The sequence below is a fragment of the Acidovorax sp. 94 genome (genome assembly GCF_003634645.1).
In the GTDB taxonomy this organism is placed as follows: Bacteria; Pseudomonadota; Gammaproteobacteria; order Burkholderiales; family Burkholderiaceae_C; genus Acidovorax; species Acidovorax facilis.
This window is the reverse complement of record NZ_RBJA01000001.1, coordinates 2072966-2096810: the sequence shown is the minus strand read 5'-3', so window position 1 is coordinate 2096810 and position 23845 is coordinate 2072966. Positions and strand designations below refer to the sequence as shown.

The 23845-nt window shown below is 65.1% G+C and carries 20 protein-coding genes, 1 tRNA gene and 1 riboswitch; of the genes, 9 read left to right on the top strand and 12 right to left on the bottom strand.

The features are described 5' to 3' along the window. Positions 1–24 precede the first annotated feature (24 nt). From C8C94_RS09710 to C8C94_RS09700, 3 genes are all read left to right on the top strand, one after another. Entirely contained in the window at positions 25–1059 is a 1035-nt protein-coding gene (locus tag C8C94_RS09710) for a PfkB family carbohydrate kinase (protein ID WP_121420571.1), read from the top strand. 75 nt (positions 1060–1134) lie between these two features. Continuing rightward, the gene (locus tag C8C94_RS09705) at positions 1135–1410 is read left to right on the top strand and encodes a hypothetical protein (protein ID WP_055402739.1); all 276 of its coding nucleotides are present in this window, start codon (positions 1135–1137) and stop codon (positions 1408–1410) included. A gap of 14 nt (positions 1411–1424) precedes the next feature. Further along, a complete protein-coding gene (locus C8C94_RS09700; RefSeq protein ID WP_233573441.1) occupies positions 1425–1895 on the top strand; it encodes a GNAT family N-acetyltransferase in 471 nt (156 codons plus the stop codon). A gap of 185 nt (positions 1896–2080) precedes the next feature. On the opposite strand, the gene C8C94_RS09695 is transcribed toward C8C94_RS09700, so the two are convergent. From C8C94_RS09695 to C8C94_RS09685, 3 genes are read right to left on the bottom strand one after another with little or no spacing between them, the layout of a single operon-like run. Further along, complete coding sequence (locus C8C94_RS09695) at positions 2081–2548, bottom strand: GNAT family N-acetyltransferase (protein ID WP_121420569.1); 468 nt, start codon at positions 2546–2548, stop codon at positions 2081–2083. Positions 2549–2567: 19 nt separating this feature from the next. After that, on the bottom strand, positions 2568–3983 hold the full coding sequence (locus C8C94_RS09690) for an FAD-binding oxidoreductase (protein WP_121420568.1): 1416 nt from the start codon (positions 3981–3983) through the stop codon (positions 2568–2570). Positions 3984–4029: 46 nt separating this feature from the next. Then, positions 4030–4452 (bottom strand): DUF2069 domain-containing protein, encoded by a 423-nt coding sequence (locus C8C94_RS09685; protein WP_121420567.1) that lies wholly within the window; start codon positions 4450–4452, stop codon positions 4030–4032. A 21-nt stretch (positions 4453–4473) separates the two neighbouring features. Between C8C94_RS09685 and C8C94_RS09680 the strand changes: the two genes are divergently transcribed. Continuing rightward, positions 4474–5769: a YihY family inner membrane protein gene (locus C8C94_RS09680; RefSeq protein ID WP_121420566.1), complete on the top strand. Its 1296-nt coding sequence runs from the start codon at positions 4474–4476 to the stop codon at positions 5767–5769. A gap of 96 nt (positions 5770–5865) precedes the next feature. Here C8C94_RS09680 and C8C94_RS09675 read toward each other — a convergent pair whose 3' ends face one another. After that, positions 5866–6204 (bottom strand): Mpo1-like protein, encoded by a 339-nt coding sequence (locus tag C8C94_RS09675; RefSeq protein ID WP_121420565.1) that lies wholly within the window; start codon positions 6202–6204, stop codon positions 5866–5868. Positions 6205–6335: 131 nt separating this feature from the next. On the opposite strand from C8C94_RS09675, the gene C8C94_RS09670 reads away from it, so the two are divergent. Next, the gene (locus C8C94_RS09670; RefSeq protein WP_199731227.1) at positions 6336–7574 is read left to right on the top strand and encodes a DUF418 domain-containing protein; all 1239 of its coding nucleotides are present in this window, start codon (positions 6336–6338) and stop codon (positions 7572–7574) included. 30 nt (positions 7575–7604) lie between these two features. Here C8C94_RS09670 and C8C94_RS09665 read toward each other — a convergent pair whose 3' ends face one another. Further along, complete coding sequence (locus C8C94_RS09665; protein WP_121420563.1) at positions 7605–8423, bottom strand: alpha/beta fold hydrolase; 819 nt, start codon at positions 8421–8423, stop codon at positions 7605–7607. 2 nt (positions 8424–8425) lie between these two features. Then, on the bottom strand, positions 8426–9736 hold the full coding sequence (locus C8C94_RS09660; protein WP_121420562.1) for an O-acetylhomoserine aminocarboxypropyltransferase: 1311 nt from the start codon (positions 9734–9736) through the stop codon (positions 8426–8428). 147 nt (positions 9737–9883) lie between these two features. Between C8C94_RS09660 and C8C94_RS09655 the strand changes: the two genes are divergently transcribed. Next, complete coding sequence (locus C8C94_RS09655; RefSeq protein ID WP_055394762.1) at positions 9884–10336, top strand: CBS domain-containing protein; 453 nt, start codon at positions 9884–9886, stop codon at positions 10334–10336. A gap of 33 nt (positions 10337–10369) precedes the next feature. Here C8C94_RS09655 and C8C94_RS09650 read toward each other — a convergent pair whose 3' ends face one another. Next, on the bottom strand, positions 10370–12604 hold the full coding sequence (locus tag C8C94_RS09650; RefSeq protein WP_233573440.1) for an EAL domain-containing protein: 2235 nt from the start codon (positions 12602–12604) through the stop codon (positions 10370–10372). A gap of 173 nt (positions 12605–12777) precedes the next feature. Between C8C94_RS09650 and aroC the strand changes: the two genes are divergently transcribed. Together aroC and C8C94_RS09640 are read left to right on the top strand one after the other, a co-directional pair. Then, positions 12778–13875 (top strand): chorismate synthase, encoded by a 1098-nt coding sequence (aroC, locus tag C8C94_RS09645; RefSeq protein ID WP_055394766.1) that lies wholly within the window; start codon positions 12778–12780, stop codon positions 13873–13875. A 103-nt stretch (positions 13876–13978) separates the two neighbouring features. Then, entirely contained in the window at positions 13979–15796 is a 1818-nt protein-coding gene (locus C8C94_RS09640) for a bifunctional UDP-sugar hydrolase/5'-nucleotidase (RefSeq protein ID WP_233573439.1), read from the top strand. A gap of 15 nt (positions 15797–15811) precedes the next feature. Here the strand turns inward: C8C94_RS09640 and C8C94_RS09635 are convergent, their stop codons facing one another. From C8C94_RS09635 to C8C94_RS09620, 4 genes are all read right to left on the bottom strand, one after another. Beyond that, positions 15812–16714, bottom strand: coding sequence for a DMT family transporter (locus tag C8C94_RS09635; RefSeq protein WP_121420560.1), 903 nt, complete (start codon positions 16712–16714; stop codon positions 15812–15814). A 289-nt stretch (positions 16715–17003) separates the two neighbouring features. Then, positions 17004–17453, bottom strand: a complete 450-nt coding sequence (gene nrdR / locus C8C94_RS09630; protein ID WP_055394770.1) for a transcriptional regulator NrdR — start codon at positions 17451–17453, stop codon at positions 17004–17006. Positions 17454–17470: 17 nt separating this feature from the next. Continuing rightward, complete coding sequence (gene glyA / locus C8C94_RS09625; RefSeq protein WP_121420559.1) at positions 17471–18715, bottom strand: serine hydroxymethyltransferase; 1245 nt, start codon at positions 18713–18715, stop codon at positions 17471–17473. Between the two features lie 35 nt (positions 18716–18750). Continuing rightward, positions 18751–18905: riboswitch (ZMP/ZTP riboswitch) on the bottom strand. 93 nt (positions 18906–18998) lie between these two features. Next, positions 18999–19838, bottom strand: a complete 840-nt coding sequence (locus C8C94_RS09620; protein WP_055394774.1) for a lytic transglycosylase domain-containing protein — start codon at positions 19836–19838, stop codon at positions 18999–19001. A gap of 923 nt (positions 19839–20761) precedes the next feature. Here C8C94_RS09620 and C8C94_RS09615 point away from each other — a divergent pair. Then, a complete protein-coding gene (locus C8C94_RS09615) occupies positions 20762–23518 on the top strand; it encodes a DUF349 domain-containing protein (protein ID WP_121420558.1) in 2757 nt (918 codons plus the stop codon). Between the two features lie 149 nt (positions 23519–23667). Here the strand turns inward: C8C94_RS09615 and C8C94_RS09610 are convergent. Next, positions 23668–23752, bottom strand: a tRNA-Leu gene (locus C8C94_RS09610). Between the last annotated feature and the right edge of the window lie 93 nt (positions 23753–23845).

The following is a 23845-nucleotide window of genomic DNA, read 5'->3' as shown; positions in this document are numbered from 1 at the left end:
CTGTCTGCTTCCTTCCAAACGTCCATGACTTCCGCATCCACGATTTCCAACGGCATAGCGCCCATCCACGCCGCCATTGCCGGCGAGGCCCTCATCGACCTGATCCGCCGCCCCGATGGCAGCTACCTGCCGTGCCTGGGCGGCGCGCTCTACAACCTGTGCCGCGCGCTGGCGCGACAGGGCGTGGGCACCCAGTACCTCAACCCCCTGTCGCGCGACCGTTTTGGGCGTGAACTGGCTGCGCAACTGGTGGCTGACGGCGTGGTGCTGGCCCAGCCCGAGCCCGTGCAGCCGGTCACATCACTGGCCGTGGTCAATCTCGACTCACATGGCCACCCCGACTACGCCTTCTACCGCGAAGGCGTGGCCGACCGCGCCGTGTCCGCTGCAGGTCTGGGCGATAGCTGCGCCACCTTGCCCGGGCTGCAGTTGGTGTGCACCGGCGCGCTGGCGCTCGACGCGCGTGACACTGCCATCTACCTGCCGTGGCTGGCCGCCCAGCGCGCCGCAGGCCGCTGTGTGGTGGTCGATGCCAATCTGCGCCCCTCCGTCATGCCCGACCTGGCGGCCTACCGCACCACGGTGCACGCCGCGCTGGCCCATGCCCACATCATCAAGGCCAGCGACGAAGACCTGGAGCATCTGGCCGTGTCTGGTGTGGATGCCCTGGCCCGCGCACAGCACCTGCTGGCCGCCAACCCACAGGCCCATCTGCTGGCGCTCACGCTGGGCGCGGAAGGCGCCTGGCTGCTGCACCGCAACGGCGTGCAGCGTTTTGCCAAAGAGGCCCAGCCGCTGCCAGTGGTGGACACCGTGGGCGCGGGCGACAGCTTTCTGGCCGGGCTGCTGGCGCATTTGCTGCGGCAATCGCAGGCTGCCGGTGGTGCGAGCTTTGTGCGGTTTGTCGAAGCGCTGGCGGCCGATGCGTGCCAGCAGGCGCTGCGCCATGCGCTGGCCTGCGCCAGTTTGTGCGTGATGGAGCAAGGCTGCGTGCCGCCGGGCTGGGAAGCTGCCCGCGCATGGAACCAGCAGCATCCCGCAGCCCAAGACCCGCGCTGACATGGGGGTTCGGTCACCGTCTCTGGAGTGGCAGGCCGTCTATCATTTCCCGTCGCAGATTTGCGGAGGATGCCGATGACGGAGTTTCTGGTTGCGATGCTGTGGTCAGTGGTTGAAGTGCTGATCGTCTTCACGGGTGCTCAGGTGGTGCGGGTGGTCGGCCTGGGCCGCTGGCGCTCTGAGCGCTGGGGCAGCAACGAAGCGCGGACCTGGAGTGCAGCGGGCGCACTGTCGTTCCGGCATGAAGGACAGCGTGTGGTGACGACCAATGGCCTGATATTCGTGGGCTTGTTGTTCTATGGGGTGCTCGCTGTGCTGGCTGTCGCGCTTGCAGGGCTGGTTTCGGCGTGATTGCGGTTAGCGCAGTGCCTCAGGGCACAAAGATCATCCCGGTGGGCCCCGAGGCGGCAGAAGCCGCCTGCACGGTCATCCGTCGGTCCATCACCCACTGCTGCGTGCTCGACCATGCCAATGACCCCGCTATCCTGACGGCCTGGCTGGCCAACAAGACGCCCGAGAACCTTGCTGCGTGGATGTCCGCGCCGGGCGCTGCGGTGTGGGGCGCATACCGGGGCGGAATGATGGTGGGCTTTGCGCTGCTGGCGAGGGCCACGTTGGCGTTGTGCTATGTGGTGCCAGAGGCCTTGCACCAGGGCGTAGGCCACGCCCTACTGCGTGAGGCCGAGGCTCACGCGCGACAGTCGCGGCTGGCGGCACTGGGGCTGGAGAGCACGCGAACGGCGGAGGCTTTTTACCGCCGCAATGGCTATGAACCCGCAGGTGCAGTGCAGTCTTGGGCAGGGCTGCAGGCACAGCCGATGCGCAAGGTGTTCTGAAGGGGGCTCTGGGCCGCGTGGAACGCGATGCCCAGAGCCACGACCTCGCCGAGTGCCCTGTCCATCAGGGTTATGGCAGTTGTTGGAAGCGAGAATGTTAATAAAAAATGGCCCTGGCGCTTGATGTGTAAGCGCAATCAGCTATTGTTTTCATAGTAAATCTCGGCGTGGCCGGCAGGCGTTGATCAGAGTTCCTGCGAGTAGACGATGGACCCATGGTGCTTGGCCATCTTGTCGTACAGCAGTCGCGCGGTGGTATTGGTTTCGTAGGTTTGCCAATACACGCGCGATGCCTTGGCTGCCCGCGCTGCGCTGTACACGGCGTCGATGAGCGCACGTCCCACGCCCCGGCCCCGCGCGGCTTCGTTGGCATACAGGTCGCTCAGGTAGCAGATGGGATCGATGCGTGTTGTGCTGCGGTGAAAAAGGTAGTGCGCAAGCCCGAGGATCTTGCCGCCCGCAGCGTCGTGCGCCACGAGGCAGAAGACGGGCTCTGCCGGGTCCAGCAAGCGCTGCCAGGTGGTTGCGTTGATGTGTTCGGGCAGCGCTGTGGCGCCAAAGCGGCCGTAGAACGCGTTGTAGCCGTCCCAGAGCGGGCGCCATGCGGCATAGTCTTCGGGCTGGACGGGGCGCACGGTAACCGCAGCGGTCATGGGGTGACCTCCAGTAGATTTATTGGAGCACCCGCCCCGGGTTCATGATTCCCTGCGGGTCCAGCGCCTGCTTGATGGCGCGCATCATGCCCATGGCCACAGGCGACTGGTACTTCTCCAGCTTGTCGGCCTTGAGTTCGCCAATGCCGTGCTCGGCCGAGAATGAACCGCCGAACTCGGCCACGGCCTCATAGACGAGGTGGTTCACATGGGCTTCGTGCTCGCGCAGAAAGGCCTTGGGGTCGCCCTCGGCGGGCGCCTGCACGTTGTAGTGCAGGTTGCCGTCGCCCAGGTGGCCGAAGTTGACCAGGCGCACGCCGGGGATCTCGCGCTGCAGCACCGCGTCGGTGTGGGCCACAAAGGCGGGGATGCGCGAGATCTGCACCGAGATGTCGTGCTTGATGTTCAGGCCCTCTTCGGCCTGGGCGAGCGGAATGCTCTCGCGGATGTGCCAGAGCTGGTGGGCCTGCGTGAGGTTCTCTGCCACCACGGCGTCGGTCACGCAGCCCATTTCAAACGCGGTCTCCAGCAGCGACTCAAACCGTGCACGCGCGTGTTCTTCGGATTCGCTGTCGGAGTTTTCGAGCAGCACGCACCAGGGCGCGTTGTCGTCGCCCAGAAAGGGCACGCGCAGCTGCGGCATGTGCTTGCCCACCAGGCTCAGCGCAAACTGGCCCATCACCTCAAAGCCCGTAAGGCCCGCCCCCAGCTGCTTGTGCGCCAGGCCAAGCAAGGCCACGGCGTGTTCCATCGACGGCACGGCGGCCCAGGCTGTGAGGTTGGCGGCGGGCTGGGGGTAGAGCTTCAACGTCGCAGCGGTGATGATGCCCAGCGTGCCTTCGCTGCCGATGAACAGGTCGCGCAGGTCGTAGCCCGTGTTGTCCTTGCGCAGGCCCTTGAGGCCGTCCCACACCTCTCCCTGGGCGGTGACCACCTCAAGCCCCAGGCACAGGTCGCGCGCGTTGCCGTAGCGCACCACCTGTGTGCCGCCTGCGTTGGTGCCCAGATTGCCACCAATGGTGCAGCTGCCCTCGGCCGCGAGGCTCAGGGGGAACAGTACGCCCGCGTTCTGCGCCACATCCTGCAGGTTCTGCAGGATGCAGCCAGCTTCCACCGTCATGGTGAGGTTGTCGGTGTCCACGCTGCGCACCGCGTTCATGCGGGTGAGGCTCAGCACGATCTGCGTGCCCGAGTCGTCGGGCGTGGAGCCCACGGCCAGGCCGGTGTTGCCGCCCTGGGGCACGATGGCGGTGCCTGCTGCTGCACAGGCCTTGACCACAGCCGCCACTTCCTGCGTGCTGGCGGGACGCACCACGGCCAGGGCCTTGCCGCGCACGCGACGGCGCCAGTCCTGCTCCCAGGCAGAGAGGTCGCCTTCGGTGATCACATTGGCGGGGCCGACGATGGCGCGCAGGGTGTCAAGCAGAGTGGTCATGGTCAAGGAGTTTCTTCTTCAAGGCGATGAAAAGAGGAGGTTGGCATCAGGCTGCAGCAGAGGCGGCTGCAGCCGCCTTGGCATTGCGCTGGCGCAGCCGCACATGCAGCGTGCAGGCGGTGAACAACACGAGGCACAGGGCCACCTCGGCCCAGGCCAGCCACTGCGACGGGGGCTTGTCGCTCCAGCCGCGCACCACGCCTTCGGTGAAATACAGCCAGATCACCAGGCTGACCCAGCGGTAGGTGTACATGCGGTTCTTGAGAATGCCCGCCAGCGGGATGCACAGCGGAAGCGCCTTGAGTGCGAGCCATGAGCCACCAGGGCGCAACGGGGCCAGCACCAGCTCCCAGGCCAGGCACAGAACAATCAGCGCCAGCAGGCTGCCGGTGGCCAGCCAGCGCGTGGATTCCACAGCGCTGTCTGCGGGAACGGGGAGGGCGGGCGGGGCAGAAGGTGATGCGGTCATTGGGGTGGCATCATATCGGCCATGTCCTTGTCCTTACAGGCAGTGGCCCAGCGCGCGGAGGCGCTGGTGACCGAGCTGTCGCACTTCCCCTGGAAAACCACGGCCCAGACGCTGCGTGAGCGCTTTCGTGAGGACCATCTGGGGCTCACGGCCAGCAGCCTGACCTTCACCACCATCCTGGCGCTGGTGCCTTTCTTCACCGTGGCGCTGGCAGTGTTCACGGCCTTCCCCATCTTCGGCAAGCTGCAGGATGCGCTGCAGGGCTGGCTGGTGAACAGCCTGGTGCCCGACAGCATCTCGCGACAGGTGCTGGGCTACCTCACGCAGTTTGCGGCCAAGGCCAGCAGCCTGGGGGTGGCAGGTTTCAGCATTTTGTTGGCCACGGCGCTGGCGCTGATCCTCACCATCGACCGCACCCTCAACGACATCTGGCGCGTGCAGCGGCTGCGGCCGCTGGGCCAGCGGGTGCTGATCTACTGGGCCGCCATCACACTCGGCCCGCTGCTCATGGGGGCGAGTCTGGCGCTCACGTCGTATGTAATGTCGGCCTCGGGCGGGCTGGTCAAGCGCCTGCCCGATGGTGTGCAGCTGCTGTTCGATTCGATCCAGTTTGTGGTGCTGGCGGGGGGCATGGCGTCGCTGTACCACTATGTGCCCAACACGCCGGTGAAGTGGCGGCACGCCTGGACGGGTGGGCTGTTCGTGGCCGTGTGCATCGAGCTGGCCAAGAAGGTGCTGGCGCTGTACCTCGGCAAGGTGCCAACGTATTCGGTGGTGTACGGTGCATTCGCCACGCTGCCCATTTTGCTGGTGTGGATCTATGTGGCCTGGGTCATCGTGCTGCTGGGCGCGGTGGTTACGGCCTACCTGCCCAGCTTGCTGGCAGGTGTGGCGCGGCGCGGCACCGTGGCGGGCTGGACGTTTCAACTGGCAGTGGAGGTGCTGCAGCAACTGCACCGCGTGCGCCACCAGCCCCTCAAAGGCCTGCGCCCCGGCCAGCTCGCCCAGTTGCTGCGGGTGGATGTGCTGCAGCTGGCCCCGGTGCTCGAGGCGCTGACCGCGCTGGACTGGGTGGGCCAGGTCAACGATGCGGCGGTGGACGCATCGGACGTGCCCGAGCCGCGCTATGTGCTGCTGGCCAACCCGGGCGCGACACCCCTGGCGCCGCTGGTGCAGCGCCTGCTGCTGGAGCGCGCCGAGAGCTTGCAGCCGCTGTGGTCACAGGCCCGGCTGGACGGGTTGCTGCTGGAGGATGTGCTGCAGGTGGGCGCAGGCGCTGACCCCGGCCTGGGCGCGCAGCGGGCCGTGCCCATGTAAGCTATCGAATATATAGCTGCTGGCGCTTTCTGGATAAGCGCTAGGACCTGTTTTTACTTGAATTTATCGCCGTGACAGCTGTGGCGAATCACCGCTTCAGAACGGCACCTTCCCCGTCCAGATGTCCTTGTACATCACCCAGTCGCCCATGAAGCTGTAGAGCGGCCGCTTGAAGCTGGCGGGTTTGTTCTTCTCAAAGCCGAAGTGACCCACCCAGGCAAAGCCGTAGCCGCACAGCAGGCCATACAGCAGGTACTGCGGTTTGCCCGTGACCACCAGCATGGCCAGGCAGACCAGGGTGAGCGTGGAGCCCACGAAATGCAGGCGGCGGCAAGTGGGGTTGCTGTGTTCGCCGAGGTAAAAGGGGTAGAAGTCGGCGAAACGCTTGAAGGTGCGCGGGTCGGTGGTCGTGGTGTGGGGGGCACTGATGTCCATCGTTGTCTCCTTGGGGGTGGGGCTACCTGATGCCAAACGCTTTATACGCCCAAGCCCTTGAAAATGCAGTGCCACTGTGGACATGAGATGCCGTGGGCTGTCGTTGAACAGGTTCTGTCACCATCGCCAGGATGACTTCCACGGAATCCACAACCACCCCGTCCTTCGCTGCCCCCGCAGGGGGCCGCGAACACGCCATCGACGCGCTGCGCGGCTTGGCGCTGCTGGGCATCCTCATGGTCAATGCGGGCAGCTTTGCCTCCACCTACTTTGGCGTGGGGGTGTCTGACCCGGCCTTCTCGCGGCCGGTGGACCACGCCGTGCGCTGGCTGGTGAGCTTCTTCTTCGAGACCAAGTTCTATCTGCTGTTCTCGATGCTGTTTGGCTACAGTTTTGCGCTGCAGATGGACGCTGCCCGGCGCACCGGCAGCGTTTTCGTGCCGCGTTTTTTGCGGCGCTTGCTGGGGCTCGCATTGCTGGGGCTGGCGCATGCGTGGCTGCTGTTTGCGGGTGACATCCTGGTTACCTATGCGCTGCTGGGTGTGCTGCTGCTCGCATGGCGGGACGTGCGTCCGGGCGCGGCAGTGGTGCTGGCACTGGTGCTGCTGGGTGCCACTGCCGCTGGCTGGGGCCTGTTGGCCTGGCTGGCGGCGCAGGTGCCGCCGATGGACTTGCCCCTGGCAGAGCTGCACGCCAAGGCGCAGCAAGCCGCGCAAGCGTATCGCGCCAGTGCCCTGGAGGCCATTGCGCAGCGCGGGTGGGACATGGCCGAGGGCGTGTGGTTTGTGCTGGTGTTCGTGCAGGGCCCGTGTGCGCTGGCCATGTTCCTGTTGGGGCTGGCGGCGCACCGCACCGGCTATCTGGCCACTGTGGCGCAGCACCCCGCGCGACTGCGCCGCTGGATGGTGTGCTGCCTGCCTGTCGGTGTGGCGGGCGCGTTGTTCTATGCCTCTACGCAGGGAGGCGGCAGCGCTCACTCGCCCGAGCATGTGGGTCTGGCTGCACTGGCAGTGGATTTGGCCACGGCACCGTTTCTCACTTTCGGCTATGTCGCGCTGCTGCTGTGGTTGCTGCAGCGCGGCCCAGCCGGCCGCCGGCTGGGCGCTGCGCTGCAACCAGCGGGGCGCATGGCACTGACGAACTACCTGCTGCAGTCGCTGGTGGGGGCGCTGGTCTTTACGGCCTACGGACTGGCGCTGGTGGGCCAAGTGTCGCCTGGGTGGGTGGTGCTGGGCGTGCTGGTGCTGTACGCCACCCAGCTGGCGTGGAGCCACCGCTGGATGGCCACGCAAGCCTATGGTCCGGTGGAATGGCTGCTGCGTGCTTTCACGCAGTGGCAGTGGCCCGCATGGCGGCGCGTCCCGGCCTGACTCCAGGCCGGGACGCGTGCGGAGCGCTGCTCAGCGGGCCAGAAAGTCGCGCAGCGCGAACAGCGTTTCTTCCGGCGCCTCGGTCATCTGGTTGTGGCCCACCGGCAGGTTGGCCATCGACACGGATTTGCCTGCTGCGCGTGCCGCATTCACCAGGCCCTGCGCGGCTCTGGGCGGTGTCATCTGGTCCTGGCTGCCTAGCGCAAACAGCACCGGGCATGTCAGCTGCGCCATGGCGGCTTCGCCGCCGGTGTAGCTATCGCAGGCCACAAACCCCCGGTGGAACACGTTGACCGCCGTATTGCTGCGCAGCACCTTGCGCCCCAGCGCCATGCCCGCGCCAAACACCCAGGTGCCTGGGCCCAGGGCCGATGGGGGCGCAGACAAGGTGCTGCGCGAGAACACGTTGACCATGCGCATCGCCTTCTCGGGGTCGGTCTGTGACGCTTCGATGAGTGCGGGCGAGACCTTCATCGGGAACGCCGTGCCCACCAGCACCAGGTGGCTGATGCGGTCCTTCAGGCGCGCGGCCGCCTCCATGGCAATGAGTGAACCCCAGCTATGGCCCACCAGCGCTGCGCGCTGCACACCGGTGGCATCGAGCAGCGCACCGATGAAGTCAGCGCCTTGCTCCACCGTGGCGGGCGCCTCGCCACTGCTGCGGCAGTGGCCGGGCAGGTCGATGGCCAGCACGTTCCAGCCGTGGTTGGCCATGTAGCGGCTTTGCAGGGCCCACACGCTGTGGTCGTTGAGCACGCCATGGATGAACACCACGGTCGGTTTGGCGGCATCAAATGCCTTGCCGCCGGTGTAGCAGTAGATGGCGGCGCCGTTGACTTGGATGTGCATGGTCAGGCCCCCGCCTTTTCTGCGGCTTTGAGCGCGCGTTTCAGGTCGTCAATGAGGTCGTCGGCATCTTCGAGGCCGATGGACAGGCGGATCGTGCCCTGGCTGATGCCTGCGCCCGCCAGCGCTTCGTCGCTCATGCGGAAATGCGTGGTGCTGGCCGGGTGGATCACCAAGCTGCGGCAGTCGCCCACATTGGCCAGGTGGCTGAAGACCTTGAGGGTTTCGATGAACTTCTTGCCCTGCTCGCGGTTGCCCTTGAGGTCAAAGCTGAACACCGAGCCCGCGCCACGCGGCAGCAGCTTTTGCGCGAGGGCGTGGCTCCCGTGCGACTCCAGCATAGGGTGGCCCACGCGCGACACAAAGGGCTGTGTGGCCAGAAATTCGACCACCTTCTCGGTGTTGCGCATGTGCTGCGCCATGCGCAGCGGCAGGGTTTCAATGCCTTGCAGGATGAGCCAGGCCGTGTGCGGGCTCATGCAGGCGCCAAAGTCGCGCAAGCCCTCGCGGCGCGCGCGCAGCAGAAAGGCGCCCACGGTGCTCTCCTCGGTGAACACCATGTTGTGAAAGCCGTCGTAGGGCTGGGTCAGCTCGGCAAACTTGCCGGCGGATTTTGGGCCGTCCCAGTCGAAGCTGCCGCCGTCGACCACGATGCCACCCACCACGGTGCCATGGCCTGAGAGGAACTTGGTGGCCGAGTGGTAGACCAGGTCGGCGCCATGCTCGAAGGGCTTGATGAGCCAGGGCGAGGTGAGCGTGGAGTCCACCAGCAGCGGCACGCCGGCCTCGTGCGCGATGGAGGATACGGTGGGGATGTCCAGCACATCCAGGCCTGGGTTGCCCACGGTTTCGCCAAAGAACAGCTTGGTGGTGGGGCGCACAGCGGCGCGCCAGCCGTCAATGTCGCCGGGTTTGACGAAGGTGGTCTCAATGCCAAAGCGCGAGAGCGTGTAGTGCAGCAGGTTCTGCGAGCCGCCATACAGCGCCGTGCTGGCCACGATGTGGCTGCCCGCGCCCATGAGTGTGGCAATCGCCAGGTGCAGCGCGGCCTGGCCGCTGGCGGTGGCAATCGCGCCGACGCCGCCTTCCAGTGCTGCCACGCGCTGTTCCAGCACCGCGTTGGTGGGGTTGCTGATGCGGCTGTACACATGGCCGCCGCGCTCCAGGTTGAACAGCGAAGCCGCGTGGTCGCTCGACTCGAAGACGAACGACGTGGTCAGGTGGATGGGCGTGGCGCGCGCGCCAGTGGCGGGGTCGGGGCTCGCGCCTGCGTGCAGCGCCAGCGTGTCAAAGCCGGGGTCGGAGTAACCGGGCATCTTGTGTCTCCCATGTTGTCAATGCAGGCGGGCATTGTGGGCTATATTTGCCGACAAACGGCCTGCAGCACCTGGGCAACCCCAGCGGATGTGCTGGTGCCTGTGGGTCCACACATACTCTTCCCGATCCCCCGGAGACTCTGCACCATGAAAGTCAGCGACATCCTTCGCGTCAAAGGCAACACCCTTTACACCGCATCGCCGGACGAGCCGCTGGCGGGTGCCGTGAGCCTGATGGCCGAGCGCGACATTGGCTCGCTGGTGGTGATGGAGCATGGCGACCTGGTGGGCATGCTCACCTTTCGCGAGGTGATCCAGGCCTTGGTCAAAAACGGGGGCAGCGTGGGCACGATGCTGGTGCGCTCGGCCATGGACGACGCGCCCCTGACCTGCACGCTCGAAACCGACATGGACGAAGTGCGCCGCATGATGCTGGACCGCCATGCGCGCTACATGCCCGTCATGGACCGCCGCATGCTGATGGGCGTGATCAGCTTTTACGACGTGGCCAAGGCCGTCGTGGACAGCCAGAACTTCGAGAACAAGATGCTCAAGGCCTACATCCGCGACTGGCCGGAAGACGAGTCCCGCAGCGGCTGAACGCTGCGACGTCTGCGACACCGAGCGCTGTTCTCAACTCACGCCCCGCGCAGGCGCGCAAAGCCAGGCTTCCAGTTCATCTGGTGGCATGGGCCTGCCGAACAGATAGCCCTGCATCACAGGGCAACCGTGGGCCTGTAGCCATTGCTGCTGGCCTGTAGTTTCCACCCCTTCGGCCACCACCACCATGCCCAGGCTGTGGGCAATGCTGAGCACCGATACCGTGAGCGCGCGTGCGGTGGGGCTGGTGGTGAGGTCTTGCACAAACGCCATGTCCAGCTTGAGTTCGCTGATGGGCAGGCGGTGCAGGTAGCTCAGGCTGGAGTAGCCAGTGCCAAAGTCATCGAGCGACAGCTTAAAGCCCTTGTGGTGCAGCGCCTCGATGTTGGCCAGCGTTACCGGCCGTGCATCCATCATCACGCTTTCGGTGATCTCCAGCAGCACATCGTTGGTGCGCAGGCCGTGGCGCTCCAGCGCGTCGCAGACCTGCTGCGCAAACTCTGCCTGGTGAAAACTGCGTCCTGACAGGTTCACGGCCACGCAGGGCACGCTGTGGCCAGCTGCACGCCAGGCCGACAGCTGCGCACAGGCTTCGTCCAGCAGCCACAAGGTCAGTTCGTGAATGAGGCCGGCCTCTTCGGCCACTGGGATGAACCGGCTGGGGGGCACCATGCCCCATTCGGGATGTTGCCAGCGCGCCAGCGCTTCCACACCGTGCAGGGTGCCAGGCGCACTGCTGAGCACCTGGGGTTGGTAGTGCAGGCTCAGGCTGCGGTCGGTCAGCGCCTGGCGCAAGGCGCGTTCCAGGGCGGCGCGCTCCTGTGCGCGCCGGTTCATTTCGGCGCTGAACAATTGCAGGCTGTGCCGGTGGTCGCTTTTGGCCTGGACCATGGCTTGGTCAGCGTGGCGCAGCAGCGTGTCGATCGCATCGCCATCGTCCGGAAACATCGCAATGCCAATGCTGGCGTGGCAGACATGGGCTTGCCCGTGGAGGTCCATGGGGCGGGCCATCTCTTGCAGGATGCTCTGGGCCATCTGCACGACTTGCCCAGTGCTGCACTCGGACAACAGCAGCACGAATTCATCACCCGCCAGCCGGCCGATCAGATCGCGCGCGCGCAGGCACTGCGTGAGTCGCTTGGCCACTTCGCACAACAGCGCGTCGCCTGCGGCATGGCCCAGGGTGTCGTTGACCTGCTTGAAGCGGTCTAGGTCGATGAAAAGCACCGCACCAGGGTGGTCTTCCTGCCGCAGGCTGGCCAGCGCACGCTCCGCACTGCTGCGGAACATGGCGCGGTTGGGCAGGCCCGTGAGTTCATCAAAAAAGGCGAGCTGGTGAATGCGCTGGCGTGTGGCGTTGCGTTCAATGGCCAGCGCACACAGGTGCAGGCACACGTCCACCAGCCGATGGTGCAGCGCGTCCGGCGCGCGCGGCTCCCGAAAATAAAAGGCAAAGGTGCCAATCACCTTGCCTGCGTGGTCACAGATCGGGCTGGACCAGCAGGCTCGCATGCCGCTGGGCTCGAACAGGGTGCGGTAGTCGGCCCACAAGGGGTCGGTGGTGATGTCGGTGACCACAACAGGCGCCCGCCGGAAGGCCGCAGTGCCACACGATCCGGCACAAGGGCCGATGGGAACCCCGTCCAGCGCCTGGCAGATGGCGGGGGGCAGCCCGGGCGCTGCCAGCGGGTGCAGCAGGCCCAGCTCGTCCACGGACAGGATGGAGGCCGTGACTTCGGGGGCGATGCGTTCCACTTCGCGGCACACCAGAGCCATCAGGTCGGCGAGCGGCAATTCGTTGACCATGCCCTCCAGCACGCGCTTTTGAAGCACCTCGTGCATCTTGGTGAGTGTGATGTCGGTCAGCACCGTGATGCTGCCCCCCGGTCCGCCGGAGGCCTCGTTCGAGGCATTGATCATCATCGACACCCAGCGTGGCTGGCCAGCCTTGCTGTACAGCAGCGTCTCTATATGAAAGCCCCCTTGCTGGTCGATGCCATCACGGATTTCGCTCAGCAGCCCGGGGTCGGAGTGTGGGCCCAGCAGCACGTCGCTGAGGTATTTGCCCAGCACCTCCGCAGGGCTGAACCCAAACAGGCGGGTGAATCCTTCATTCACATACACCACGTGCCGGGTGCTGTTGCTCATCACGATGGCGTTGTCGCTGGCATCCAGTGCCCTGCGCAACGGGGCATCGGCCAAAGGGGCTGGCGGCATGATGCCGTGGTGGGAAGGAGGGCCGGAAGTGTGCGGGGCTGAAACGGGCATGGATGTCCCAAAGATCGTCCATGGATGCTAGCAAGTGCGCGCCGCACTGCCAAGCGCGTTTGTGGCAAGTATTCATCTGAACCCCATGTTGTGCCTGTCATTCTTGGGTGGGGCCTGCTCTGTGGAGGGCCCCAGCGACGGCGGCGCACGCCGCTCTGGGATAATCCCGCCCCATGAGCGGCAACACCTTCGGAACCCTATTCGCAGTCACCAATTTTGGTGAATCCCACGGCCCGGCCATTGGCTGCGTGATTGACGGTTGTCCGCCCGGCATGCCGCTGTCCGAGGCGGACATTCAGGCCGACCTGGACCGGCGCCGCCCTGGCACCAGCCGCCACGTCACGCAGCGCAACGAGCCCGATGCGGTGGAAATCCTCTCCGGCGTGTACGAGGGCAAGACCACGGGCACGCCCATCGCCCTGCTGATCCGCAACACCGACCAGCGCAGCAAGGATTACAGCAACATCGCCGAGAGCTTTCGCCCCGGCCATGCCGACTACACCTACTGGCACAAGTACGGCATCCGCGACCCGCGTGGCGGTGGCAGGTCGTCGGCCCGGCTGACGGCCCCCACGGTGGCTGCGGGCGCGGTGGCCAAGAAGTGGCTGGCCCAGCAATACGGTGCACAGTTTCGCGCCTGCATGACGCAGCTGGGCGAGCTGGCCATCCCGTTCGAGAGCTGGGAGCATGTGCGCAGCAACCCCTTCTTCGCCCCCGTGGCCGATGTGCAGCAGTACGAGGACTACATGGATGCCCTGCGCAAGGCCGGTGATTCGTGCGGTGCCCGCATCCGCGTGCAGGCCACCGGCGTGCCGGTGGGCCTGGGTGAGCCGCTGTACGACAAGCTTGATGCCGACATTGCCCACGCCATGATGGGCCTCAATGCTGTCAAGGGCGTGGAAATCGGCGCTGGGTTTGCCAGCGTGGCCCATCGGGGCACCATGCACGGTGATTCGATGACGCCCCAGGGCTTTCGCACCAACAACGCCGGTGGTGTGCTGGGCGGCATCAGCACCGGGCAGGACCTGGAAGTGAGCATTGCGATCAAACCCACCAGTTCCATCATCAGCCCGCGTGAATCGATCGATGTGCATGGCAACAGCACCGAGGTCATCACCAAGGGCCGCCATGACCCCTGCGTGGGCATCCGCGCCGCACCGATTGCCGAGGCACTGCTGGCACTGGTCGTCATGGACCACGCCCTGCGCCATCGCGCGCAGTGTGGCGACGTGGTGCCCCCGGTGCCGCCTATCCAGGCATCGTTCCTGTAACGGGCGCGCTGCGCTGCGGTTGGAGCACGGGCTTTCGGTGCTGGTGACGCAGAGGGCGTGCAGCGATGCGCGCCCTTTTTTCTTGGATTGAATGAGGTAGTCCATGCGCAGCTTGTTGGCACAGGGTTTCATGGGATCGCAGCGAGGTCGCCGCAAGGTCGCACTCGCGATGGTGGCCACACTGGGGGCGCTGCTGGCGGGCTGCGGCACGGCTTTGCCAACTGGCGATGGGCGAACCCCTCAGCACATCGACATCACGCTCATTGGCTTCAACGACCTGCACGGCAACCTGGAGCCGCCGCGCATGGCGCATACCGTCCAGACTGCGGCGGGGCCGGTCTCGGTGCCTGCCGGGGGCATGGCTTATTTCGCCAGCGCCATGGCGGCGCTCAAGGCCCGGGGGCCGCACCACGCCGTGGTTTCGGCGGGGGACATGGTGAGTGCATCGCCGCTGCTGTCGTCACTGTTCCTGGATGAGCCCACCATTGAGGCGGTCAACGCCATGCAGATCGACTTCAATGCCGTGGGCAACCATGAGTTCGACCGGGGCTGGCGCGAACTGCTGCGCCTGCAGCACGGCGGCTGCGAGAAGTTCACTGCGCGCCAGCCCTGCCAGATCAGCCAGCCCTTCGTTGGGGCGCGGTTCGGCTTCCTGGCCGCCAACACCGTGCGCACCGAGGATGGGCGCACGCTGTTGCCTGCCACCGGCATCAAACGATTTACCGAGGGTGGAGTGACCGTCACCCTGGGCGTGATCGGACTCACGCTGCAGGCCACGCCCACCATGGTCAGCCCTTCGGGTGTGGCGGGCCTGCGCTTTGAGGACGAAGCGGCCACGGCCAACGCGCTGATTCCGCAGCTGCGTGCCCAGGGCGCCGATGTGATCGCTGTGGTCATCCACGAGGGCGGCGGCACCACGGCCGGCGTGCAGGAGACCAGCTGCGCGGGCCTTTCGGGCGACATCGTGCCCATCCTGGAGCGGCTGGACCCGGCCGTGGACGTGGTGGTCTCGGGCCACACGCACCAGGCCTATGTTTGCGACTACGGCCGCGTGAACCCGGCCAAGCCCTTTCTGCTGACCAGCGCGGGCCAGTACGGCACGCTGCTCACGGACATCCAGTTGCGGGTGGACACGCGCACCCGCCGCGTGGTGCACAAAGCTGCGCGCAATGTCATCGTGCAGGGCGAGGCGTTCACGGGCAGCCAGGGGCACGTGCCCCTGACCTCGGCCGTGCCGTCCTTTGCGGCCGATCCGCAGGTGCAGAACGTCATCGACACCTACCGCGCGGCTGCCGTGCCGCTGGCCCAGCGCCCCGTGGGGCAGGCCGCTGGCGCCCTGCGGCGCACACCGGCCCCGTCGCTCGAAAGCGCGCTGGGCAACCTGGTGGCCGATGCCCAGCTCCACGTCACGCGTGCACCGGAGCAGGGTGGGGCGCAGCTGTCGTTCATGAACCCGGGTGGCCTGCGCGCTGACCTGGTGCCCGACGATCAAGGGCTGGTGCGCTATGGCCAGCTCTACGCGGTGCAGCCCTTCGGCAACCAGTTGGTCGTCAAGACCTTCACGGGCGCGCAGATCAAGGCGGCGCTGGAGCAGCAGTTCGCCAGCGGCAGCAACACCGTGCAGCGGCCCCGGGTGCTGTTGGTGTCTGCAGGGTTTTCGTACCGCTATGACCTCACCCAGCCAGTGGGTGCGCGTATTAGCCACATGGTGCTGAACGGTACCCCGCTGCGCGACGATGCGCAGGTGCGCGTGGTGATGAGCAGCTACCTGGACAGCGGCGGGGACAACTTCACCGTGCTGGCCGAAGGCCGCGACCGCCTGGTGGGCGGGCTGGACCTGGATGCGCTGGAGGCTTACTTCCGCGCCCACAGCCCGGTGCCGGTGCCCGCCACTGACCGCATCACGCGCGGGGCCCGCTGAGGCGCGTGCTGGTTCTTAGCTGCGCCCCGGGCGCATTGCCGCCAGCCAGCGCAGCGGGTTGAATCCTGTCACCAGACCGGTGGCCACCAGCACCAGCGCTCCGCCCCACACCATCCCGGGGCCCAAGGCCTCGCCCAGAAAGATGTGGCCCCAGGCCACACCGAACAGCGGGATCATGAAGGCCGAACTCATCGCTGCCACGGGCGAGACATGTTTGAGCACCCGCAGGTTGAGCCAGTAGGCCAAGCCCGAGGTCACGATGCCCATCACGGCCACCGCAGCCAGTGCCCCCGGTGTGAAACGGGCCTCGGGCAGGCTCCACGCAGCGCCCGGCAGCAGCAACACCAGTGCGGCGGCGTGGATGCCTGCGGCGATCGACAACGGGGACATTCGCGTCGTGGCGCGCTTCATCCACGTCGTAGAGATGCCATAGCACGCAGACGCTGCAATGCAGGCCGCCGCGGCCATCAGCAAGGCAGGCGTGGGCTCCACGGGCCCCAGCTGCACGATCAGCGCCACCCCCGCAAAGCCGCAGATGCAACCCAGCCACTTGCGCGTGCTCAGTGTGTCCTCCTTCATCCACGCGGCGGCAATCACGCCAAAGGGCACGGCCATGGTGTTGAGCAGTGAGCTGTAGCCGGCGGGCAGGTGCAAGGCCGCCCAGGCATACAGCAGAAAAGGCAGTGCGACGGTGAGCGTGCCCAGCCCGAACAGCTCGCGCCAATGGCGCCATGGCCAGGGTTCGTTGGCGACCCGCATGATGCCCATCAGCGTCAACGTGGCCAGGCCAATGCGCAGCGCAGCCATCACGTTGGGCCCGAGCACGGGGCTGGCAATGCGGATGAAAAGAAAGGAGGCGCCCCACAGGGCGGACAGCAGCACCAGCTGCAGGAAGTGGCGGGTTTTCACCGGGCGCATTGTGGAGTACAGGCGAGTCGCGCGCTGGCTCGCACCAAGCCAATTTTCAAGCCAAATTGGCACCTAGCGTTTGTCCAGAAAGCGCGGGCAGCTATTAATTTTGGAGCATTTTGCGGTGTAGCACGCGCGACAGCGCCCGCCCGCACAGGTCCACATGCGTCGCCCGTGGATGTGGGTGCTACTCTATTTATAGCTGTTAGCGCTTGTGTGATAACCGCTGGAGGCCAAAATCGCCTGAGATCGTCCGGCCCTGTAGCCGGCACCGGTGCAGACAGCAATACGAAGGCTTTTACTTGCGCACTTCGTCGACCATGGCGCGGAAGTCGTCGATGTCTTCAAAGCTGCGGTACACGCTGGCAAAGCGGATGTATGCCACCTTGTCGAGCTTCTTGAGCTCGCGCATCACCAGCTCACCAATGCGGCTGGAGATCACCTCGCGCTGGCCCAGGTTGAGCAGCTTTTCCTCGATGCGCTCGATGGCGCTGTCGATCTGGTCGGTGCTCACGGGGCGCTTGCGCAAAGCCAGGTTGAACGAGGCGAGCAGCTTGCCCCGGTCGTATTCAATGCGGCGCCCGTCCTTCTTGACGATGGCCGGGAAGTTTACTTCCGGCCGCTCGTAGGTGGTAAAGCGCTTGTCGCACGCGCCGCACTGGCGGCGGCGGCGGATGAAGACCCCATCCTCAGACACCCGCGTTTCAACGACTTGCGTCTCGAGGTGGCTGCAGAAGGGGCACTTCATGGTTTTCGGCTGTGGATTTAGCCGTAGACGGGGAAGCGGGCGGTCAGGGCATTGACCTTGGCGCGCACCGCAGCGATGTTGGCTTCGTCGCGCGGGTTGTCCAGCACGTCGGCGATCAGATTGGCCGTGATGCGGGCCTCTTCTTCCTTGAAGCCGCGCGTGGTCATGGCAGGGGTGCCAATGCGCACGCCGCTGGTCACCATCGGCTTTTCAGGGTCGTTGGGGATCGCGTTCTTGTTGATGGTCATGTGGGCGGCGCCCAGCACGGCCTCGGCTTCCTTGCCGGTGATGCCCTTGGCGCGCAGGTCCACCAGCATCACGTGGCTTTGCGTGCCGCCGCTCACGATGCGCAGGCCGCGTGCGGTCAGCGTCTCTGCCACCACCTTGGCGTTCTTCGCTACTTGCTCCTGGTAGGCCTTGAACTCGGGTTGCAGAGCTTCCTTGAAGGCCACGGCCTTGGCGGCGATCACGTGCATCAGCGGGCCGCCTTGCAGGCCGGGGAAGATGGCGCTGTTGATAGCCTTTTCGTGCTGGGCCTTCATCAGGATGATGCCGCCACGGGGGCCGCGCAGGCTCTTGTGCGTGGTGGAGGTGACCACGTCGGCGTGGGGCACGGGGTTGGGGTACACACCAGCTGCGATCAAGCCAGCGTAGTGGGCCATGTCCACCATGAAGATCGCACCCACGTCCTTGGCCACCTTGGCAAAGCGCGCAAAGTCGATGTGCAGGCTGTAGGCCGATGCACCGGCGATGATGAGCTTGGGCTTGGTCTCGTGGGCCTTCTTTTCCATCGCTTCATAGTCGATGGCTTCGTTGGCGTCCAGTCCGTAGGAGACCACGTTGAACCACTTGCCCGACATGTTCAGCGGCATGCCATGTGTCAGGTGGCCGCCTTCGGCCAGGCTCATGCCCATGATGGTGTCGCCGGGCTTGAGGAAGGCTAGGAACACCGCCTCGTTGGCAGAGGCGCCGCAGTGGGGCTGCACGTTGGCGGCTTCGGCGCCGAAGATCTGCTTGACGCGGTCGATGGCCAGTTGCTCGGCCACGTCCACATGCTCGCAGCCACCGTAGTAACGCTTGCCGGGGTAGCCTTCGGCGTATTTGTTGGTCAGCTGCGTGCCCTGCGCCCACATCACGGCGGGGGAGGCATAGTTCTCGCTGGCGATCAGCTCGATGTGGTGCTCTTGCCGGGCGTTTTCAGCCTGGATGGCGGCAAACAGTTCGGGGTCGGTTTGTTCGACAAGAATATTGCGGTCGTACATGATTGGCAGTCCTATGAACTTGTGTCCCTTGAAACAAGGGCTGCCCAGGCGAACGGCTGAACGCAGAAGGGATAAACCCCGTGCGGCACGCTTCCCAGTGGTTCACAAGGGGCAGGCCCTTGTCGGTTTCCACGTCAGCGGCAGCACCCTGTGTTGGATGCCGCGCCTATCGCCAGTCGCGTACCTCGCTAGTGTAGCTGACGTGACGCGCGCAAAGGTGCCAGGGAAATGGGAGGCGGTGTGTCCGAGGGATGTTTCTACCCCCAGGGGCTCGCGAACCTTGTCAGAGCCCGGAGAGCAGGGCCACTTTGTCACCGCTGGCGGCAGGCGTTGCGGGCGGTGCGGCCACCGGGATGACCTGTGCGGGAGCCTGGGTAGAGAGGTTGGGTGGTGGCGTGGTGGGCATGGCCCGGCCACCGGCGACCTGGCGCAGCCGGAAATGCTCGGCCATCACCTTGGCCGCATAGCCGCCATCGTCGGCAAGATTGCCTGCGCCGACATAAAAGCGCAGCCCGCCCTCCACCGAACCGGCGCGCGCAATGCACTCCTGCAGAACCTTCACGCCCACACGCAGATTGCTCACGGGGTCAAAGGCAGCAAAGTGCCCGCCAAAGTTCTGGTACTTGTCGGTGTGCACATTGGTCATCACCTGCATCAGCCCCTGGGCGCCAACGGCACTTTGTGCAAACGGGTTGAAGCTCGATTCGATGGCCATGATGGCAAGGATCAGCGTCGGGTCGATCTTGGACTTTGCGCCAATTTCATAGGCCTCGGCCACCAGCACGCTCAGCGGCTCAGGGGCCACACGGTACTTCTTGCTGAGCCAGAAGGCGACGGCAGCCTGCTCTTTGGGCAGGTCCTTGGGGTTGCCCGCCGTGGCGCGCTCACTGGCTTCTGGTTCGATGGGCATGCCAAGCACTTCCACTTGGCGGGCCTGCAGCCAGTTCATCAACTGTGCTTCACCAGCCTGGCGCAAGTCCGGGCGGGCCGTGAGGGTGATCACGACGAAGGCGACAGCCAGGCCGATGAGGGCAAAGCTGTTGTGGGTGATTTCAAGAAAACCTTCGGTCACGTCGGCCACGAAGGTCCGCACGCCGGAGACTATTTTTCCTGACGCTGTCATAGCTCTTCCTTTCTGAGGCGCCACAGTGAGCCGGGCAGTCGTCGGGGACTGTCTCGTCTCGGCGGATCGCCTGGATTGGTACGCCATCAAGTGAGGCCGCACGTCTTTGGTGTGCTTGAGGCCTGCTTTGACTTAGCCGGGTTCGGCAGCGAGGTTGGGGTTTTTACTAGCCCGTTTTGGGGCTGGCGGATTCTAGAAGTTCACTAAATGCTTAGTCAATACTAACATTTTGATTTTTAAGATCATTAAGTTATGAAAAATATGTAAAAAATCACAGGTTTTAGGGGGTGTGCGCCGACCTGGCGCTTGGGACTTTGCGAGCTGTTGTTACGTGCGTATGTCAAATTCAATCGCCGGTCTTTTTGCCATTGAGAATCCAGTTTGAGTTGCGGCGGCGCCTTTGGTAAGGTTGCGTTGCCTGTAGATTTCAGGCATCGCCAGACGAAGCCAAGTCTCCCTCCGAGGGCATTCAGTGTCCTGGTGCAGCAGATGCGGCTTCTACGGCAAACCCCTGGAGGCAATACCTTGCCTCCTCGCCATGTGGACCTTCATCTCCGCATTGCGACCGATGGCAAAGACCGTTGTGTCAGCCGTCAAGCCCGGCAGGCAGGCCTTGAGGTCCTGTCTGCCGGGCTTTCTTGTTTGTGGCGTGGCGTGCTTTTGGGCTCTTGGCCCTTATATATAGATAATGGGGGCTGTTCCCTAGAGCGGCGGCACCCTTGCAGGGCCGTAGCATGTCAGCCCGTCTGGCAAAGCCTTGTGCCAGATCACCCCCCCAGGGCTTGGCACACCGCCATGCTGCGGCCTGTTTGCCAAACCCGGTGAAAATAGCCGCTTTGTTGCCCTGGCGCGCGTGCAGCGCAGTTGCCGGGGCAGGCCTTCAGGCAGTGCGCCCGGGGCCGCCTTTGTTATCCATTGGATCCATGTTTCCATTTTTTTCCCGCAGCAAAATGTCCGACGCACCTGAAGTGAATCCGGCCCCGGCCAAAACCCATGAGCCGCATCCGCTTGATGCGCTGACCGGTGGCGCTTTTTCTGCCGCTACCTCAGGCGAGCGCGCCTCCCGCATTCGTGACTGGCTGGCTACCCAGCCAGACCACGAGCAGTTGCAGGAGGTTTTCAAAGAGTTGAGCGGGCGTGACAAGGGCGCCGCGCGCGCGGTGCGTGAGCGCCTCGATGAAATCCGCCGCGCCAAGGGCCAGGAGGTCATTGCCGCCGAGTGGGCTGAAAAAGCGCAGGTGCTGCTTGCAGCCCCTAAGCTCAACATTGCCGATGCCCTGGCATGGCAGCGTGATGCCGCCAAGGCGGGCGCACCGCTGTCCCGCGAGCCCTTGTCTGTGCTCAAGGTACAGGTCGCGGATCGCGTGAAGGTGATCGAGGATCTGCAGCACCGCGTTCAGGTGCAGCGTGAGGCGGCTGTGCTGCTGGCCCAGCGCATCGAAGTGCTTTCCACCAAGTCCTGGCGTGACGCTCAGGCGGCGCTGGAGCTGTTGCGTGCCGATGTGGCCCGCTGGCAGGAACAGGCGCAGGAGTTGACTGGCGATGCCAGCTGGGCCAGTGTGGAGGCACGTTTCCCCCCCTTGCTCGATGCGTCGCGCACCCAGCTGCTGGTGGTGTGGGAGGCATTCCAGCCCGCACTGGCCCAGGCTGTGGCGGCCGCCGAAGATGTCAATGCACCGCTGCCGCCAGTGCCCGTCTGGGCGGATGAGCTGCGTACCGCGCGCGGCCTGCCCACGGAGGCTGCTGCTGCCGCTGCGGCCGCCAAGCCTGCGCGTGTTGCCAAGCCCAAAGTCGCGCCGGAAGTGATTGAAAAGGCTGCGCATAGTGTGCGGGAGGCCTTGGCGGTCCTCGAAAAGGAAACTGCCGAGGGTCATGGGAAGGCCAGTGCCGGGGCTGCAGCCGCGCTGCGCGCCGTGCTCAAGGTGCATGGCAAACACATCGATAGCGCCCTGGAGCAGCAGGTGCATACGGCCCTGGTGGCGGCTGGTGAGCTGGAAGGCTGGCAACGCTGGAGCGCAGACCAGGTGCGCGAAGACCTGGTGGCCAAGGCTGAGGCCTTGCTCAACCGCCCTGAGGGCCAGGCCCTGGGCGGCCGCAAGATGCAGGAAACCCTGCGCAACCTGCGCGAGCAGTGGAAACAGGCAGACCAGGGCGGGGCTCCCAACCACAGCCTGTGGAAGAAATTCGACGAAGCCTGCAACGCTGCGCACAAGGTGGTGGAGGCGTGGCTTGACAAGATCCGCACCGAAGCCGCTGAGCACAAGGCCCAACGCCTGGCGCTGATCGAAGAGGTCAAGGCGTGGGCGCAGGAACATGCCAACTCTGGCGACTGGAAAGCCATCAACCGTGCCCTCCACCAGTTTGGTGATCGCTGGCGCGAAGGCGGCCATGTGGGCGAGAAGCTGTTTGCGGAACTGCAACCCCTTTGGAAGCAGGCGATTTCCATGGCAGCTGCTCCCCTGGAAGCTGCACAGAAGGAAAGCCTGGCCCGCCGTCATGCAATGATTGATGAGGCCATGGCCCTTGGTGCGGCCCCCACTTTGCGCATCGATGCGGTCAAGGCGCTGCAGCAGCGCTGGCAGGCTGAGGCGCAAACCGTGCCCTTGGACCGCAAGCACGAGCAGAAGCTGTGGGATGCGTTTCGCAAACCCATCGATGAAGCCTTCAACCGCAAGTCGGCAGACCGCGAGCGCGCGGTGACCGAATTGAGCGCACGCGATCGCGTGGTGCTGGAGGCTTCCAAGGCCCTGGAGGCTGCCAATGCCAGCGGTGATGCGCAGCAGATTCGCGCGGCCATGCAGGCGCTGGAAGCTGCACTGCGCGGTCAGGCCCAGGCGGCAGAAGCTGTGGCCACGGCGCAAAAGGATGCTCAGGCGCATTCAGAGGCGCAGGCAGGCGCTCTCCCGGTTGCTACCGAGGGTGGCGCCGGTGAATCTGCCGAAACCCCCGATGGTGGTGAAGTTGCCGAGGTTGCCACGCCAGCGCCCGCAGCACCTAAGCCTACTGCCCGGCCTGTGGTGGCAGTGCGCGGTGACGACCGCCCCGGCATGAAGAAGGATGCGCCTGCGGCCGCTGGCCGTGGTGCGCGTCCAGGCGACCGCCGCGATGGTCGTCCGGGTGATCGCGATGGCGCCCGTGGCCCGCGTGGCGATGGCCGCATTGGCGACCGTGCTGATCGTGGCGGCCGTTTTGGCGAGCGCCCAGCGTTCGAGGACCGCGGCCCCCGCCTGGGTGACACCGCGTTCCGCGCCCAGCGCGAAGCCATGGAGCATGCCCAGTTGGCCTTGAAGAAGCTTGCGGCTCAGGCCCACTGCGAGGCGCTGACCCAGTTGTTGACGGCCTGGGAGAAGCGCGATGCAGCGCTGGTGCCCAGCACACAAGATCTGGGTTCGGGTGTGACGGCATCGGTGCGCAGCGCCTGGACGCAAGCGCTGACGGCTGCCCCCAAGGGTGATGCGGCAGAAGCGCTGCTGCGCCTGGAGATGGCGGCTGAGGCGCCCACTCCGGCGGAGCACATCGCTGCCCGTCGCATGCTGCAGTTGCAGCTGCTGACGCGCCGCAATGATCCTGCGCCTGCACAGACCTGGGGGCAGGATGTGGCGCGCGTGCTGGCCAGCTCCAGCGATGCAGGCAGCGCACGCCGTTTGCAGAATGTGCTGAAAACACTGCTGCGCAAGTGATGTGATGTGACGGGTGGGCATGTGCACTGCGGTGTGTGTGCCCACAGCGCTTACCGCAACACGCAAGACGAGATCGCTGGTGGTCTCGTTTTTCTTTGGCGGCCAGAAAACAAAAAAGCCGTTGCAACTGCAACGGCTTTTAATGTGTTTGGTGCCCAGGAGAGGACTCGAACCTCCACGATGTTACTCGCTAGTACCTGAAACTAGTGCGTCTACCAATTCCGCCACCTGGGCTTTCAGATCAGCCTCGAATTATAGGATAAGAAACTCGGCTTCTGAAGAGTTTTCAAAAAAATGTGCCGTCGGTTCAAAATTCTTTGGCCGCAA

What these genes read in the sequence shown, in the direction of transcription:
- C8C94_RS09710 (WP_121420571.1), top strand. Translation starts at nt 25, where the DNA reads ATGACTTCCGCATCCACGATTTCCAACGGCATAGCGCCCATCCACGCC.
- C8C94_RS09705 (WP_055402739.1), top strand. Translation starts at nt 1,135, where the DNA reads ATGACGGAGTTTCTGGTTGCGATGCTGTGGTCAGTGGTTGAAGTGCTG.
- C8C94_RS09695 (WP_121420569.1), bottom strand. Translation starts at nt 2,548, where the DNA reads ATGACCGCTGCGGTTACCGTGCGCCCCGTCCAGCCCGAAGACTATGCC.
- C8C94_RS09690 (WP_121420568.1), bottom strand. Translation starts at nt 3,983, where the DNA reads ATGACCACTCTGCTTGACACCCTGCGCGCCATCGTCGGCCCCGCCAAT.
- C8C94_RS09685 (WP_121420567.1), bottom strand. Translation starts at nt 4,452, where the DNA reads ATGACCGCATCACCTTCTGCCCCGCCCGCCCTCCCCGTTCCCGCAGAC.
- C8C94_RS09680 (WP_121420566.1), top strand. Translation starts at nt 4,474, where the DNA reads ATGTCCTTGTCCTTACAGGCAGTGGCCCAGCGCGCGGAGGCGCTGGTG.
- C8C94_RS09675 (WP_121420565.1), bottom strand. Translation starts at nt 6,204, where the DNA reads ATGGACATCAGTGCCCCCCACACCACGACCACCGACCCGCGCACCTTC.
- C8C94_RS09670 (WP_199731227.1), top strand. Translation starts at nt 6,336, where the DNA reads ATGACTTCCACGGAATCCACAACCACCCCGTCCTTCGCTGCCCCCGCA.
- C8C94_RS09665 (WP_121420563.1), bottom strand. Translation starts at nt 8,423, where the DNA reads ATGCACATCCAAGTCAACGGCGCCGCCATCTACTGCTACACCGGCGGC.
- C8C94_RS09660 (WP_121420562.1), bottom strand. Translation starts at nt 9,736, where the DNA reads ATGCCCGGTTACTCCGACCCCGGCTTTGACACGCTGGCGCTGCACGCA.
- C8C94_RS09655 (WP_055394762.1), top strand. Translation starts at nt 9,884, where the DNA reads ATGAAAGTCAGCGACATCCTTCGCGTCAAAGGCAACACCCTTTACACC.
- C8C94_RS09650 (WP_233573440.1), bottom strand. Translation starts at nt 12,604, where the DNA reads ATGCCCGTTTCAGCCCCGCACACTTCCGGCCCTCCTTCCCACCACGGC.
- aroC (WP_055394766.1), top strand. Translation starts at nt 12,778, where the DNA reads ATGAGCGGCAACACCTTCGGAACCCTATTCGCAGTCACCAATTTTGGT.
- C8C94_RS09640 (WP_233573439.1), top strand. Translation starts at nt 13,979, where the DNA reads ATGCGCAGCTTGTTGGCACAGGGTTTCATGGGATCGCAGCGAGGTCGC.
- C8C94_RS09635 (WP_121420560.1), bottom strand. Translation starts at nt 16,714, where the DNA reads ATGCGCCCGGTGAAAACCCGCCACTTCCTGCAGCTGGTGCTGCTGTCC.
- nrdR (WP_055394770.1), bottom strand. Translation starts at nt 17,453, where the DNA reads ATGAAGTGCCCCTTCTGCAGCCACCTCGAGACGCAAGTCGTTGAAACG.
- glyA (WP_121420559.1), bottom strand. Translation starts at nt 18,715, where the DNA reads ATGTACGACCGCAATATTCTTGTCGAACAAACCGACCCCGAACTGTTT.
- C8C94_RS09620 (WP_055394774.1), bottom strand. Translation starts at nt 19,838, where the DNA reads ATGACAGCGTCAGGAAAAATAGTCTCCGGCGTGCGGACCTTCGTGGCC.
- C8C94_RS09615 (WP_121420558.1), top strand. Translation starts at nt 20,762, where the DNA reads ATGTTTCCATTTTTTTCCCGCAGCAAAATGTCCGACGCACCTGAAGTG.